General features: G+C 66.3%; 14 protein-coding genes. 7 read left to right on the top strand and 7 right to left on the bottom strand.

The annotated features are described in order from the left end of the window. Positions 1–7: 7 nt before the first annotated feature. The 4 genes from HBA99_RS09930 to HBA99_RS09915 all read right to left on the bottom strand — a co-directional run bounded on the left by HBA99_RS09930 (position 8) and on the right by HBA99_RS09915 (position 3,944). Positions 8–1,165 (bottom strand): glycosyltransferase family 4 protein, encoded by a 1,158-nt coding sequence (locus HBA99_RS09930; RefSeq protein WP_070951103.1) that lies wholly within the window; start codon positions 1,163–1,165, stop codon positions 8–10. A 5-nt stretch (positions 1,166–1,170) separates the two neighbouring features. Next, positions 1,171–2,331, bottom strand: coding sequence for a hypothetical protein (locus HBA99_RS09925; RefSeq protein WP_070952253.1), 1,161 nt, complete (start codon positions 2,329–2,331; stop codon positions 1,171–1,173). Positions 2,332–2,396: 65 nt separating this feature from the next. Further along, positions 2,397–3,542: a peptidoglycan hydrolase RipC gene (gene ripC, locus HBA99_RS09920; RefSeq protein ID WP_109494113.1), complete on the bottom strand. Its 1,146-nt coding sequence runs from the start codon at positions 3,540–3,542 to the stop codon at positions 2,397–2,399. Between the two features lie 180 nt (positions 3,543–3,722). Continuing rightward, positions 3,723–3,944 carry a hypothetical protein gene (locus HBA99_RS09915; protein WP_064408553.1) on the bottom strand — a complete coding sequence of 74 codons (222 nt, stop codon included), beginning with the start codon at positions 3,942–3,944 and terminating at the stop codon, positions 3,723–3,725. 93 nt (positions 3,945–4,037) lie between these two features. On the opposite strand from HBA99_RS09915, the gene HBA99_RS09910 reads away from it, so the two are divergent. Together HBA99_RS09910 and HBA99_RS09905 are read left to right on the top strand one after the other, a co-directional pair. Next, complete coding sequence (locus HBA99_RS09910) at positions 4,038–4,790, top strand: class I SAM-dependent methyltransferase (RefSeq protein WP_070951105.1); 753 nt, start codon at positions 4,038–4,040, stop codon at positions 4,788–4,790. A gap of 36 nt (positions 4,791–4,826) precedes the next feature. Beyond that, on the top strand, positions 4,827–6,635 hold the full coding sequence (locus HBA99_RS09905; protein ID WP_064408551.1) for a DEDD exonuclease domain-containing protein: 1,809 nt from the start codon (positions 4,827–4,829) through the stop codon (positions 6,633–6,635). Here the strand turns inward: HBA99_RS09905 and trpD are convergent. Then, positions 6,610–7,680 (bottom strand): anthranilate phosphoribosyltransferase, encoded by a 1,071-nt coding sequence (gene trpD, locus HBA99_RS09900; RefSeq protein ID WP_070951106.1) that lies wholly within the window; start codon positions 7,678–7,680, stop codon positions 6,610–6,612. The two genes, HBA99_RS09905 and trpD, sit on opposite strands and share 26 nt — an antisense overlap. A 268-nt stretch (positions 7,681–7,948) precedes the next feature. Between trpD and ctaE the strand changes: the two genes are divergently transcribed. The 5 genes from ctaE (at position 7,949) to HBA99_RS09875 (ending at position 12,693) form a co-directional block, all read left to right on the top strand. Beyond that, positions 7,949–8,491, top strand: a complete 543-nt coding sequence (gene ctaE / locus HBA99_RS09895) for an aa3-type cytochrome oxidase subunit III (protein ID WP_030095464.1) — start codon at positions 7,949–7,951, stop codon at positions 8,489–8,491. A 7-nt stretch (positions 8,492–8,498) separates the two neighbouring features. Further along, entirely contained in the window at positions 8,499–9,371 is an 873-nt protein-coding gene (gene qcrC / locus HBA99_RS09890) for a cytochrome bc1 complex diheme cytochrome c subunit (RefSeq protein ID WP_030095463.1), read from the top strand. Continuing rightward, entirely contained in the window at positions 9,350–10,537 is a 1,188-nt protein-coding gene (gene qcrA, locus HBA99_RS09885) for a cytochrome bc1 complex Rieske iron-sulfur subunit (RefSeq protein ID WP_164514100.1), read from the top strand. The genes qcrC and qcrA overlap by 22 nt, the downstream gene beginning before the upstream one ends. Beyond that, positions 10,534–12,186: a cytochrome bc1 complex cytochrome b subunit gene (gene qcrB, locus HBA99_RS09880; RefSeq protein WP_057969152.1), complete on the top strand. Its 1,653-nt coding sequence runs from the start codon at positions 10,534–10,536 to the stop codon at positions 12,184–12,186. The genes qcrA and qcrB overlap by 4 nt, the downstream gene beginning before the upstream one ends. Before the next feature lie 69 nt (positions 12,187–12,255). Further along, a complete protein-coding gene (locus HBA99_RS09875; protein ID WP_070924526.1) occupies positions 12,256–12,693 on the top strand; it encodes a PPOX class F420-dependent oxidoreductase in 438 nt (145 codons plus the stop codon). Here HBA99_RS09875 and HBA99_RS09870 read toward each other — a convergent pair. Both HBA99_RS09870 and HBA99_RS09865 read right to left on the bottom strand, forming a co-directional pair. Then, on the bottom strand, positions 12,690–13,415 hold the full coding sequence (locus HBA99_RS09870) for a DUF2561 family protein (RefSeq protein WP_070924527.1): 726 nt from the start codon (positions 13,413–13,415) through the stop codon (positions 12,690–12,692). The two genes, HBA99_RS09875 and HBA99_RS09870, sit on opposite strands and share 4 nt — an antisense overlap. Beyond that, complete coding sequence (locus tag HBA99_RS09865; protein WP_030095458.1) at positions 13,415–14,287, bottom strand: hypothetical protein; 873 nt, start codon at positions 14,285–14,287, stop codon at positions 13,415–13,417. Before HBA99_RS09865 ends, HBA99_RS09870 begins: the two co-directional genes overlap by 1 nt. Between the last annotated feature and the right edge of the window lie 204 nt (positions 14,288–14,491).

Below are 14,491 nucleotides of genomic sequence, written 5' to 3'. Positions count from 1 at the left end.
GCCAAGCTTATGCAGAGCCGCTGACCAACTCGGCGAACCGGGCGGCATGATGATCCCAGCGCCAGTGATCGGTCACCCAGGAACGCCCCGCCTCCCCCATAGCTGCGGCCCGCACCGGATCGGACAGGATCTGGACGATCGCGTCCGTGATCGCGGGTAGCGATCTGCCATCAACGACAAGCCCCGTCTCACCGTCACGCACGGTTTCCGGTGCACCCCCTGAGTTTCCGGCGACCACCGGGACTCCGCAGGCCGACGCCTCCAGAAACACTATCCCCAGCCCCTCCACGTCGAGCCCCGCTCCACGGGTACGGCAGGGCATCGCGAAGACATCGCCCATCGCGTGATGAGCGGGTAGCTCCTCCCATGGCACACCACCGGTGAACACCACATGCTCATCGACACCGACTCGACTAGCCAACGCCCGCAACGGTTCCGTGTACGGACCACCACCCACGATCACCAGCGCCGCGCCGTCGACACGTTCCCGGATCGCCGGCAGCGCCTCGATGAGCATGTCTTGGCCCTTGCGCGGAACGAGCCGGGAGACGCACACGATGGTCGGCCGCTCGCCGAGCCCGTAGCGGCGTCGCAGCTCCTCGCGTGCCATCGGGTCAGGACGGAATCTATTGGTGTCGACTCCGGCGGGCAGATGTTCCAGTGCGGCGCGCGGACCGAAGGCCGCCGCGAAGCGTCCGCGTGTATAGCGGCTGACGTAGGTGATCACGTCGGTGCTCTCGCCGATCTGCCGCAAGGCGGACCGTGCCACCGGGAGCATCGACCAGCCGACCTCGTGCCCGTGCGTGCTGGCGGCCGTGACGGCGGCTCCCGCCGCCTTGGCGGCCGACGACAACAGCGCCAACGGCGCGGCCGCGCCGAACCACACCACGTCGGAGTGCTGCGATCTGATGAGGTCCACCATGCGCTGGCGGACACCAGGGCTCGGAAGCATCAACGAGGTCGGGTGCCGCACCACCTGATAGTCGGCCGCGGCATCGTATCGCTCGCATCCTTTCCACCGCGGCGCGTACACGGTCACCTCATGCGATCCGGCCAGGTGGGTCACCAACTCTTGCAGGTAGGACTGAATACCCCCGGGCCTGGGCGGAAAATCGTTGGTGACCAACAGGATCCGATGCCGTCGGCCGCCAGGCTGAAATGTCACGACGCCTACCGTAGTAGACGAGAGCCGAGCCAGCTCTGCCACTGCCGTACCAGTGTCGCCTCATCGACGCCCAACGCCTGCTGGATGGCCACACCCTGCGCACTCGGCGAGATACCGGCCCCATACCGGTACAGCTGTACCAGCTTGGGTTCACCGAAGGTTTCGGCCACATACTGCGCCACCGACCAAGCCTCCTCGTATGCCTGTGTGCGTTTAGTTCCCGGACTCTCGATTTCTTCGTCAGTGGGCAGATGATCCGGAATCCGTCCCACGGCAAGGGCACTGGCCAATGTGGGCGCCGCGTTCCGGAAGGGGGTACCGCTGCCGCGGCGCCCGTTGTAATCGGCCACCCCCTCCACCAACCAGAGGGGTGCGTGATCGCCGGTGACCGTGCGGGCCGCGGCATGGAAGAGTTCATGACGCAGCACCACACGGAACTGATCGGGTGGCAGTCCCGCCGCGCCCGGTGCGAATATCACCCGTTGTCCCACGGCGACTCCGCTTTCGACACGATCGGCGACGGCGGCGGCGGCTATTCCATCGGTATCTTCGCCTCCGACAAGAGCAGCGAACTCGGCGTCTGATTCTGCCGCGACCAGTAGCACTCCCGCCTGCCACTGCGGTCCCCAGAATTCCGACAGCGCCGTCAACGCACCGGCGATCTCGTCGGCAAGACGTGGCGCGACCACCGAACCAGGATGCCCGAGCACCACCACGTCCCGGTCCCCCAGCCTGCTCCGCGTCTCGACCGCGGGCGCGAACTGCCACGGAACCGCGACCGCGCTGGCGTCGACCATCCGCCAGGTGTCGTTGGCGTGCAGCACTCCGACAGTGGCGGGGCGCCTGACGGCAACCTTGTCCACTCCGCTGACCGCATAGAACAGCGCCACGTCCAATGTCCATTGTTGATGCGGCGCAACGGGATCGGCTGGAACCTCGGTGGCCAGCCGATACTCGAATCTGTCCGTCTTCAGCCCCGACAGGTTCTTCTGCAGCCCGCGTTGAGCCTCGACAAAGCTGGATCTGTCGGGAGCGACAACGGCGTCCAGTGCCGCGATATCACCGCTGCGCAAGGCCTCGGAGTAGCGCGTCAGCAATGCCTGAATCGCTGTACGCACATCGGTCACCGGCGCGGCGGACTGTGCACGACAACCGCAGAGAATCAGCAGAACCACCGTGAGCAGCGATGTCCAGCGTGCTCCCCCGGACACCCGCGCGCGACGGCCGCGGCTCAGTAGCGGCGCGCGTTGTAGATCGGGCCGGAGGAGGTGATCGGCGCGACTGCGACGGGAACACCATAGGTGGAGGCGTGCACCATCATGCCGTTGCCGACATAGATACCGGTGTGTGAGGCGTCCCCATAGAAGTTGATGACGTCACCCGGCTGCAGATCACTCAGCGCCACGGGCGTGCCACCACGGGCGAGCGCCTGGCTGGAGTGCGGCAGCGATACGCCCTGCTGCCCGTAGGCCCACATCACCAGGCCCGAGCAGTCGAAGGCGTTTGGTCCGGAACCACCCCACGAGTAGGGCGCGCCGATCCGGGTCAACGCCGCGGCTACGGCGTTCGCACCGACGGCCGAACCTCCACCACCGACGGCGACTTCCGGTGCGGGCGCAGCGGCCGCAGCCTGCATCAGCGGCTCGGGAGCATCCGGGGCCTGGCCGGGCTCCACCGGAGGCGGCGGGGGCACGGGTGCCAGTGCCGCCAGCTGAGCACGCTGGCCGGGGTTCAGGGTGTTGTACTGCGACTTGACGACCGCGATCTGCACCTGCAGCTGACTCTGCTTGGCCTGCAGCGAGGCGCGAACATTCTTGGCCTGTTCGGCGGCCACCCGGGCCTGCTCGACGGCGTCACGGGACCGCTGCTCGGCCTCATCGGCCGAGGACTGCGCGGCGCGATAGCTGTCCATCCGGCTACGCATCTCGGTTCCCACCGTGCGCTGCACCGACAACTGGTCGATCAGGTTCTGCGGAGAGTTGGAGGTCAGCACGGCACCGTAGCCGCTGGTGTTACCACCCATGTACGCGGCGACCATCGCCTTGTTGACGTCGACTTGATACGTGGAGACCGCCATGCGCGCAGCCTTGGCGACGGCCTCATCGGCGAGAACAGCCTTCTCGGCATCACGCTGAGCCGCCAGCTTGGCGTCGAGGTCAATCTTCGCCGAGTTAGCTGCTTCGGAGGTTGCCTCAGCCTGGCGAGACAGCTCGTTGAGCTTCTTCACGGCGTCGTTGTTGGGGTCGGCAGTCGCGACCTGACCTCCCGCAAATACCCCGCCGACCAGCGCGGCAGCGGTCATTGCAAGCATCGTGCGCCGAAGAGATGAGGGCGTCGATCGATCCGAATGATTTCGAAGAAGACGCCCGACACTCAAGACAACATCCCTTTACTGCAATTTAATCGCCGCGAACTACGGCGCCGATAGGTCTCAGATAGGTTACGAAATGGCATCGACGTTGTCCACCGCAGTGGGAAACGACGTCAGTGTCGCGTAAGTGTCGGTTCTCCTCCCCGTTCCCGGGGTGGGCCATCAAGCACCTATTTCGAGTGTGCCCTATGCGACTCCGGCATCGGGCGTCTTCGCCGAATCAGGCGTGTCGTAGGTGCGCTGAATCGGCACCAGACGCAGCTTGGGCGCCATCCCGGCCTCGGCCAGGACAGCCAGCGCCGCACGTTCATCGTCGGCAAGCCTCTGAGGCACCCCCAGCAGCACGCTGACCACGCAGTCATCGCATCCCGGGCCGCGCATCGCGCAATCGTCGCAATCGATAAGCATGGATCCTCCTTTCCCATCAGTCGTTTCTTTCGGGTTCAGGCGGACGGTAACTGCGCCCACCGACAAGTAGGCGTCGCCTGGCACCCTTGCGGTATGACGGAACAGTCGCAACCAGCGCATACCGACCGCCGCCGGGCCGAATCGTTTGGGGGCTCCGCCGTCGCCTATGACCGTCACCGCCCCCGGTACCCGCAACCTCTGATCGACGAGCTCGTGTCCGGTGGCCATACCCGCGCCCTCGATGTGGGAGCGGGAACCGGGATCGCGGCTGCACAACTGGCAGCGGCCGGCGCCGAGGTGCTGGCCGTTGAACCGGACGCACGCATGGCACAGATCGCGGCCGCCAAGAGCATCGACGTCGAGGTGGCCACATTCGAGGACTGGCAGCCGGCCGGCCGGACATTCGACCTCGTGCTCTTCGCGCAGTCCTTCCACTGGGTCGAGCCCACCGCGGCGCTGCGGAAGGTGTTGACCGTGCTTCGCCCGGGAGGCCGCCTCGCACTGGTGTGGAACCGCATCGTGCCCACCTCCCCCACCCAGCAGGACCTGGACACCGTCTACGCCGATTTCATGGACACCACCAAGCGCCCCTCCATCAACACCGAGGACACCGTCTCGGCGACCATCGAGAAATCGGGCTACCACGTGCGCCACTCGCACTTCCTGGACCGCCCGCACTTCTCCACACAGGCGTACCTGGACATGGTCTTCACCTACTCCAATCACCTCACCCTGGATGCCGCCGCGCGCAGCGTGTTGCGGTCCCGGCTCGAGGAGACGATCGGCGACCGTGGCGTCGACACCACCAACGACGCGCTCGCGTTGATCTGTACCCCCGTGGCGTGACCCCGGTATGTCGGTCCCGGGTCATACGGTCAGGTCATGACGCAGCTGACCTTCGATGAGGTGCACTCCTCACCGGGGTCGTCGGCGCAAGCCCCGTCGGTACAAGCACTGCGTGACACCACCTTTGTGGTGGTGGACCTGGAGACGACCGGCGGAAGCGCGGAAAACGACGCGATCACCGAGATCGGCGCGGTCAAGGTGCGCGGCGGCGAGGTGCTCGGAGAACTGGCCACCTTGGTCGACCCGAAGCGATCGCTGCCGCCACAGATCGTCCGCCTGACCGGCATCACCTCGGCCATGCTGGTGGACGCTCCGCCCATCGAACAGGTGCTGCCGACGTTTCTCGAATTCGCACGCGGAGCAGTACTTGTCGCACATAACGCCGGTTTCGATATCGGTTTCCTCAAGGCAGCGGCGCGGCAGTGTGGGATCGACTGGCCGCAGCCCACGGTGCTGTGCACGGTCCGGCTGGCCCGCCGGGTGCTGACCCGCGACGAGGCACCACGGGTCAGCCTGGGCGCGCTGGCTCAGCTACTCGGCGCATCGACCACTCCCAATCACCGGGCCCTGGATGACGCCCGGGCCACCGTCGACGTGCTGCATGCCTTGATCGGCCGGGTGGGCAACCAGGGCGTCGACACCATGGCAGAGCTGCACCGGTACCGCACCCAAGTGCCCAACGCCTTGCGGGGCAAACGTTCACTTGCCGATGGAATGCCTTACGCCCCAGGCGTTTACCTGTTTCGCGGGCCGTCCGGCGAGGTGCTGTACGTGGGCACCGCGGTCAACCTGCGCCGACGGGTGCAGCAGTACTTCACCGGCGCGGACCCGCGTGGCCGGATGCGCGAGATGGTCACCATCGCCACCTCGGTGGACCACGTGACGTGTGCGCACCCGCTGGAGGCCGCGGTTCGCGAGCTGCGACTGCTGGGTGCCCACGCACCGCCGTACAACAGGAAGTCGCGATTCCCGCATCGCTGGTGGTGGGTGGTGCTCACCGAGGAACCATTCCCCCGTTTCGCCGTGGTCCGGACCACGAACGGGCGCCGGATGCTGGGCCCGTTTCGTGCCCGGGGTGACGCCACGGCCGCCGCCCTGGCGCTGGCCCGGTTCACCGGCGTGCGTACGTGCGCCGCGCGTATCGGGGCCACGGGGCGACACGGTCCCGCCTGCAACGGCCAGTCCTACCCGCACGACACCGCCTCCCCGTGCCCGGCCCCCGCTGGCGTGGACGCCGCCGAATATGGGGACGCCCTCATGACCGCGCAGGCGGTCCTCAACGGCATCGAGGGACAACCGCTGCACGTCATGTGTGACCGAGTTGCCGAGCTCGGTGCGCTGCGCCGCTATGAAAGCGCTGCGCGGCAACGTGACGCGACGGCCGCCCTCATCGAGGCGCTGGCCCGTCAGCACCGCCTGCAGGCCCTCGCGCGCATCGAGGAGCTGATCGCCGCGCGTCCCGACGGTGACGGCGGATGGCAGATCGCGGTGATGCGACATGGTCAGCTGGCCGGTGCCGCAGTCGCGCGCCGCAGTGTCCCCCCGATGCCGGTGGTAGCGGCCGCATCCGCGTCGGCCCAGGTGGTGCTGCCGTCTGCCGAACCGTTCGGCGGGGCCGCGCCCGAGGAGACCGGACTGATCACCCGTTGGCTGGCCGAGCCCGGGGTACGCATCGTGTCCTCGACCGGCGGTTATGCCGAGCCCACGGGATGTTCAGGGTCCCTGCGAGATTGGGCCACGACCGCACGCAGCGCGCGCATGGCCAGCGCCGTCCTCCGCGACGACTGGGGCATGGCCGAGCTGATCAGGCCCGGACTCTCTACTGCGCCCCGAGCCGTTGGCTGACGACGATCCACTTGTCCAGCAGCGCGGCCGCCGCGCCGGAGTCGATCGCGGTGGACACCCGGGTCAGCGCGTCCTCCCAGGCAGGCACCCATTGGGCGTCGCTGGCCAGCCCGGCGTGGGCAACCATGGCGCCCGCGGCGTTGAGCACCACCGCGTCGCGTACCGCCCCCGTTGCACCGGCCAGGACCGCCCGGACTTCGGCGGCATTGAACTCCGGATCACCGCCGACCAGCTCCTGCAGCCGGGCGCGCGCGAAACCGAATGCCGCCGGATCGAACCGCAGCGTGTCAACCGTGCCCGCCTGAACCCGCCAGATGGTGCTGGTCGTGGTGGTAGTCAGCTCGTCGAGCCCGTCGTCACCATGCACCACCAGCACGCTGGATCCACGTCCGGCGAAGACACCCGCCGTCACCTCCGCCAGATCGGCGAACGCGCAGCCGATCAGGCCCGCCCGCGGACGGGCCGGGTTCGTCAGCGGGCCAAGCAAATTGAACACCGTGGGGACACCGATCTCGCGACGCACCACGGAGGCATACCTGTAGGACGGATGAAAATGTGGCGCGAAGCAGAAGCCGATCCCCACCTCGGCAACGCTGCGCATCACCGCTTCGGGCCCCAGATCGATACGTACGCCCAGCGTCTCCAGCGTGTCGGCGCCACCGGCCAGTGAGGACGCGGCGCGGTTGCCGTGCTTGACCACCGGCACTCCGCACGCCGCCACCACAATGGACGCCATGGTGGACAGGTTCACCGTGTTCGCGCCGTCACCCCCGGTGCCGACGATGTCCACGGCGTTCGCGCCGATCTGGCCGTCCGGTCCGTCCGACGGAAATTCGATTGCGTGCGACAGCATGGTGTCGGCCAGCTCACCGACCTCATCGGAGGTTGGGCGCTTCATCCGCATCGACACCCCGAAGGCCGCGATCTGAGCGGGGGTGGCCGCGCCGGTCATGATCTGGTCCATGGCCCAGGCCGCTTGACCCGCGGACAGGTCGCGACGGTTGGTCAGCTCGCCCAGTACCTGGGGCCAGGAATGTTCCAGCACGCCGCAAATGGTCCCATGGAGACAATCCGGACAACAAAGGACTAAATGCCTCCCAGGCGGGCCGCGACACGCCGGACGCAGGTCACCGGCACCACTCTCATCAGAGGCCACACCCGTTGTCGGGAGTCGGTCACAAATCAATGTCGGACCCGGGTGGCTCTCGACAACTACAAAGCGTCATACTTACGACGTGACGACCGCAGCAGCCCCAGGATCGCCGGCGGGAACCGCCATTACCCAGCGGGTTCATTCACTGAACCGGCCCAATATGGTGAGTGTTGGCACCATTGTGTGGCTTTCCAGTGAGTTGATGTTCTTTGCTGGACTCTTTGCGTTCTACTTCACCGCCCGGGCGCAGTCCGGTGGCAACTGGCCGCCGGAGCCCACCGAGCTGAACTTGGGTCTTGCCATCCCCGTGACCGCCGTGCTGGTCGCCTCATCCTTCACCTGTCAGATGGGTGTGTTCGCTGCAGAGCGCGGCGATGTTTTCGGGCTGCGCCGCTGGTACGTCATCACTCTCATCATGGGCACCTTCTTCGTCCTCGGACAGGGCTACGAGTACATGAACCTCGTGCACGAGGGCACCACCATCGCCAGCAGCGCCTATGGCTCAACCTTCTACCTGGCCACCGGCTTCCACGGTCTGCACGTCATCGGCGGTCTGGTCGCATTCGTCTACCTCCTGATTCGCACCCGGATGAGCAAGTTCACTCCGGCCCAGGCCACCTCCGCGATCGTCGTGTCCTACTACTGGCACTTCGTCGACATCGTGTGGGTCGCATTGTTCGCCACCATCTACTTTGTCCGCTGACAGCCCCATGACGAAGCCCAACCCGGTGAAGGGAGCCCCACAGTTGAGCGTGGAGCCCGTAAACAACACAGCCGCCAAGAATCGCGCGCGCCGCAAGTTCCGCCGTCGCATCTCAGCAGGTTTGCTGCTGCTGATCGCGCTGGTGGTTGCCGGTGGCTTGGCCTCTACCTTCACGCCCACCCCGCAGGTCGCGGTGGCCGACGAAGACAAGTCGGCGCTGCTGCGCACCGGTAAGCAGCTGTACGAAACCTCGTGCATCACCTGTCACGGCGCCAACCTGCAGGGTGTGCCCGACCGCGGCCCCAGCCTCATCGGCGTGGGTGACGCGGCCGTCTACTTCCAGGTGTCCACCGGCCGTATGCCGGCGATGCGCAACGAGGCCCAGGCCCAGCGCAAGGACCCGATCTTCGACGAGGAGCAGACCGACGCCCTCGGTGCCTACATCCAGGCCAATGGCGGCGGACCCCAGGTCATCCGCGACGGCGACGGCGCGATTGCTCAGGAGTCGCTGCGCGGCAACAACATCGCTCGAGGTGGCGATCTGTTCCGGTTGAACTGCGCGTCCTGCCACAACTTCACCGGACGCGGCGGCGCCCTCTCGTCGGGCAAGTTCGCCCCCGAGCTCGACCCGGCCAATGAGCAGCAGATCTACACCGCCATGCTGACCGGCCCACAGAACATGCCCAAGTTCTCCGACCGTCAGCTGACCCCCGAGGAGAAGCGGGACATCGTCGCCTACGTCAAGGCGTCGAGCGAGACCCCCGACCCGGGTGGTTACGGCCTGGGCGGCTTCGGGCCGGCTTCTGAGGGCATGGCCATTTGGATCATCGGCATCGTCGCCGCCATTGCCGCGGCACTGTGGATTGGAGCGCGCGCGTGAGTGGCGATCCCAAAGTAGAGATTCCCTCCGACGAGCAGCTCGCGGCCATGAGCCGCGATGAGCTGGTCAAGCTGGGCACCAACCTCGACGGTGTCGAGATCGTCTACCGCGAACCACGTTGGCCCGTCGAGGGCACCAAGGCCGAGAAGCGCGCCGAGCGTCTAGTCGCCCTGTGGTTCGCGCTCGGTGGTGTGTTCGGTCTGGCCCTGCTCGGGGTGTTCCTGTTCTGGCCTTGGGAGTACAAGCCGTTCGGGGATCCGGGCAACGCCATGTACAACCTGGCGACGCCGCTGTACGGCCTGACCCTGGGCCTGTCGGTGCTCTCACTGGGTATCGGCGCGGTGCTCTACACCAAGAAGTTTGTCCCCCAGGAGATCTCGATCCAGGACCGCCACGACGGCCCGGGCTCGTCCGAGGTGGACCGCAAGACCATCGTCGCGCAGCTGCAGGACACCCTGGAGACCTCGACACTCCCCCGCCGCAAGATGGTGATCCGGGCCCTCGGGTTCGGCGTCGGCGCCATGGGGGCCGGCACCGCGGTCGCCTTCATCGGTGGCTTGATCAAGAACCCCTGGGCCCCCGTGGTCCCGACCGCCAACGGCAAGCAGCCGGTGCTGCTCACCAGCGGCTGGACCCCGCGGTACAAGGGTGAAACCATCTACCTCGGCCGGGCCGTGGGCAGCAGCTCCCAAATCCTGCTGAAGATCCGGCCCGAGGACATCGACGCCGGTGGCATGGAGACCGTGTTCCCGTGGCGCGAGTCCGATGGCGACGGCACCACCGTCGAATCGCACGAGAAGCTGTCGCATATCGCCATGGGCGTGCGTAACCCGGTGATGATCATCCGGGTGCGGCCCAGCGACATGGGCAAGGTGATCAAGCGCAAGGGACAGGAAAGCTTCAACTACGGCGACCTGTTCGCGTACACCAAGATCTGCTCGCACCTGGGTTGCCCCACATCACTTTTCGAGCAGCAGACCTACCGCATCCTGTGCCCGTGCCACCAGTCGCAGTTCGACGCACTGCACTTCGCCAAGCCCATCTTCGGGCCGGCCGCCCGTGCGCTGGCACAGCTGCCCATCACCGTCGACAAGGACGGATACCTCGTCGCCAATGGCGACTTCGTTGAACCCGTCGGACCCGCATTCTGGGAGCGCAAATCATGAGTGACACAGCCCAAAAGCCGTCACGTCTAGGCAAGATCGCCGCCGCCCAGGGCGAGGCGATGGACTCTCGGTATCACCTCGCCGCCGGAATGAAGCGGCAGATCAACAAGGTCTTCCCCACGCACTGGTCGTTCATGCTCGGTGAGATCGCGCTGTACAGCTTCATCATCCTGCTGCTCTCGGGTGTGTACCTGACCCTGTTCTTCGACCCGTCGATGGCCGAGGTCACCTACAACGGCGTCTACCAGCCGCTGCGCGGTGTGCAGATGTCCAAGGCGTACGAGACCGCGCTGAACATCAGCTTCGAGGTGCGCGGCGGCCTCTTCGTGCGACAGATCCACCACTGGGCGGCGCTGATGTTCGCGGCCTCGATCATGGTGCACCTGGCCCGCATCTTCTTCACGGGCGCATTCCGCCGCCCCCGCGAGGCCAACTGGGTCATCGGCTCGCTGCTGCTGATTCTGGCGATGTTCGAGGGCTACTTCGGCTACTCGCTGCCCGACGACCTGCTCTCCGGTATCGGTCTGCGCGCCGCGATGTCCTCGATCACCTTGGGCATCCCGGTCGTCGGCACCTGGATGCACTGGGCGCTGTTCGGCGGCGACTTCCCCGGCAACATCTGGATCCCGCGCATGTACGCGCTGCACATCCTGTTGATCCCCGCGATCATCCTGGCGCTCATCGCCGTTCACCTGGCGCTGGTGTGGTACCAGAAGCACACGCAGTTCCCCGGACCGGGCGCCAAGGAAACCAATGTCGTCGGCGTGCGCATCCTGCCGGTGTTCGCACTCAAGGGTGGAGCGTTCTTCGCCTTCACCACCGCCATCCTGGCGCTGATGAGTGGCCTGCTGCAGATCAACCCCATCTGGTTGCTGGGCCCCTACAAGCCCTCGCAGGTCTCGGCGGGCAGCCAGCCCGACTTCTACATGCAATGGACAGAGGGCCTGGCCCGTCTGTGGCCCGCATGGGAGCTGTACATCTTCGGGCACACCGTGCCCGCGGTGTTCGCGGTCGCGATCATCATGGGTGTGGTGTTCGGTCTGCTGACCATGTACCCATTCATCGAGAAGAAGCTGACCGGCGACGATGCGCATCACAACCTGCTGCAGCGTCCGCGTGACGCTCCGGTCCGCACCGCCATCGGCGCGGCGGCGATCTCGTTCTACATGATCCTGACGCTGGCCGCGATGAACGACATCATCGCGTTGAAGTTCCATATCTCGCTGAACGCGACGACGTGGATCGGCCGTATCGGCATGGTCATCTTGCCAATCGTCGTGTACTACCTGGCTTACCGCTGGGCCATCGGCCTGCAACGCAGTGACCGCGCAGTACTCGAACACGGCATCGAGACCGGCATCATCAAGCGACTGCCGCACGGTGAATACATCGAGCTGCACCAGCCGCTGGCCGGTGTCGACGAGCACGGCCACGCCATCCCGCTGGAATACCAGGGCGCCGCAGTGCCACAGCGCATGAACAAGCTCGGATCGGCCGGCGCACCCGGCACCGGCTCGTTCCTGTTCGCCGACCCCGCCGACGAACAAGCCGCACTGGTGCAAGCCGAACACGAGGCGCACCACAAGTCGCTGCTCGCTCTGAAGGAGTACCAGGACGGCGAGCCGGCAACAAACGGTCACGGCCACTAGAAGTCAGTTCGACAGTGGGGCCCCGCACACGAAAAAGTGTGCGGGGCCCCACTGCTTTACCCTAGCCGTATGCACGAGATGACTCGCGAGCAATGGTGGGCCTTCGCCACCGAGGGCACCCGCACCGGGATGCTGGGGCTGGTGCGGGCCAACGGTGCGCCCATCGTGACACCGGTCTGGTTTCTGCTCCATGAGGGATCCGGCGGCGATGAGCTGATCTTCACGACGGGCACGGAAACATTGAAAGGCAAGGCCATTCGACGGGATCCGCGCATCTCGCTGGCCGTCGACGACCAGCGCCCGCCCTACTCCTACGTCCAGTTCACAGCCGAAGCGCGACTGACCAGTGATCTCGATGAGATGCGCGAATGGGCGACCAGGATCGGCGGACGCTACATGGGAGCCGAGCTGGCCGAGGATTTCGGCCGTCGCAACGCGGTTCCGGAGGAATCGCTGGTGCGCGCCACCATCACGAAAGTCGTTGCCCGCGCAGGGATCGCAGATTAAGACCCTGGCGCACCGAGCTCACGCAGCTTCTTGAGGGTCACCCACGGAATCGCACCCATCGCGCAGGTGATCACCCCGCCGAACACGAACGCGACGATGGCCGCGGTGTCGCTGTCCACTGCCAGCAGATAGGCGCCGGTGACCACCGCCAGCAGCGCCAGACCGATCGCACCGGCGATCCCTACGGTGGCGCGCAGCCACAGCCGATCGACCACCACTGATTTCGATGCCGCCTCGGCGGCCGCCCGATAGGCCGGTGACCCCGGCCCGGTGTAATCCTTCGGAACATGGCTCGTGTGGTCCGCCAGTCCGCCGAATGTCTTGAGCTTCTCGGTCGAGGCCTCCGCGGGAGGCGGGCCCGACGGCACACTGCCGGCCCCGGAAGCATTGGCACCCTTGGATTTAGGTACGGCCTTTGACGGGCCACGCGTCGTGCGCTGAGCCGCCGTCTTACGGGCGCGCAGTAGCAGCGGCACGGCACCGATGATGACGGCCAGCGATACCCCGATGACGATGTAGATCCCCAGCGACGGCCCAGCCGATCCCGGCGCGCCCTCCCCCAGTCCGGTCATCACAACGATGGCGCCGACCAACATCCCGACGAATGCCAGCCAGATGACGGCGCACAGCCCAATGAGCATCCGGTCGACGGCCTCCGGAGAGGATCGACGCACCGGACCGGCAAGTGCCTCCAGTGGCTTGGCCAATCGACCCGCTGGCATCAGCAGGTTGCCTGCGCCGAATTGTTGTTGTTGGCGGACAGAACCTGGCCGTCGCTGGTGGTGATCGTGCAATTGAGCTGGCTCAGGCGCAGGAAGCTGCTCGCCGACACCGAACCGATCTCCGAGTTCGAGATCGGGGTGACGGTGATCGACCACGGGATGTAGACGTTCGGGTTTACCCGGGTGCGCCCGGAGCCGTCGGTCCACGTGATCGAGATGCGATCCAGCGGGGCCTTCGAACCCGTCACCGAGTACGTGATCTGCCGGGGCCCAGCCGGGGTCGTAGTCGTCGGCGGTGGAGGAGGCGGCGGCGTGGTGGTCGTCACCGGCGGCGGTGCCTCATGCGTCGTCACCGGCGGCGGAGGCGGAGGCACCGGAACCGGAGGTTCCACCGTCACGGTCTCGGTCACCACCGGCGGAGGCGGAGGTGGCGGCGGTTCAGTGGTTGGCGGCGGAGGTGGTGGAGGCGGAGGTTCCGTCGTGGTGGTGATGATCTCGTTCCACGGCGTGGTGCTCGGAGTCGGCGTGACCGAGGTGCTCTTGGCGGCACCGGTAGTCTCGTCCGATCGTCCGGCCACCAGCAACGCGACGGATGCCACCAAGGTGATGGCGGCAATGATCGCCGCCACCCCGACGACCCAGGGCCACCGCGGCGGAGGCGGCTCCTCACCGTCGACCAGCTGGGTGTCGTACTCGTCGTACGGCACGTACGGACTGGTGAATTGCTCGGATTCGGGCGCCGAATACGCCTGTGAATGAAACGCGGCGGAATCCGGTCCGGAAGAGTCAGCAGCTGCGCCATCCGCGTTCGGACCGTCCAGATCCGGAACTTCCCCGGGAGTCCCCGACCCTGGGTTGTCCGTCCCACTCATCTACACAAGTTCCTTTTCGTCACTTCCCGCTCCCCGGCGGGCCACCTGCCTGAGGGGCCATGGCAACGATAGCCAAAGCAATCCGGGGCGACGAAACCCGACGGCCGTAAAAACCAAACTGACCACCGGATTGTTATCGAAAACGTGACAGTGCACACGGAGATGTCACACCAGTCACGGGAGTCCCGCCGCAAAGTACGAGCG

The sequence above is a fragment of the Mycobacteroides chelonae genome (genome assembly GCF_016767715.1).
Taxonomy (GTDB): Bacteria; Actinomycetota; Actinomycetes; order Mycobacteriales; family Mycobacteriaceae; genus Mycobacterium; species Mycobacterium gwanakae.
This window is presented reverse-complemented; position numbering and strand designations above follow the sequence as displayed.

What these genes read in the sequence shown, in the direction of transcription:
- HBA99_RS09915 (WP_064408553.1), bottom strand. Translation starts at nt 3,944, where the DNA reads ATGCTTATCGATTGCGACGATTGCGCGATGCGCGGCCCGGGATGCGAT.
- HBA99_RS09910 (WP_070951105.1), top strand. Translation starts at nt 4,038, where the DNA reads ATGACGGAACAGTCGCAACCAGCGCATACCGACCGCCGCCGGGCCGAA.
- HBA99_RS09905 (WP_064408551.1), top strand. Translation starts at nt 4,827, where the DNA reads ATGACGCAGCTGACCTTCGATGAGGTGCACTCCTCACCGGGGTCGTCG.
- ctaE (WP_030095464.1), top strand. Translation starts at nt 7,949, where the DNA reads ATGGTGAGTGTTGGCACCATTGTGTGGCTTTCCAGTGAGTTGATGTTC.
- qcrC (WP_030095463.1), top strand. Translation starts at nt 8,499, where the DNA reads ATGACGAAGCCCAACCCGGTGAAGGGAGCCCCACAGTTGAGCGTGGAG.
- qcrB (WP_057969152.1), top strand. Translation starts at nt 10,534, where the DNA reads ATGAGTGACACAGCCCAAAAGCCGTCACGTCTAGGCAAGATCGCCGCC.
- HBA99_RS09875 (WP_070924526.1), top strand. Translation starts at nt 12,256, where the DNA reads ATGCACGAGATGACTCGCGAGCAATGGTGGGCCTTCGCCACCGAGGGC.
- HBA99_RS09870 (WP_070924527.1), bottom strand. Translation starts at nt 13,415, where the DNA reads ATGCCAGCGGGTCGATTGGCCAAGCCACTGGAGGCACTTGCCGGTCCG.
- HBA99_RS09865 (WP_030095458.1), bottom strand. Translation starts at nt 14,287, where the DNA reads ATGAGTGGGACGGACAACCCAGGGTCGGGGACTCCCGGGGAAGTTCCG.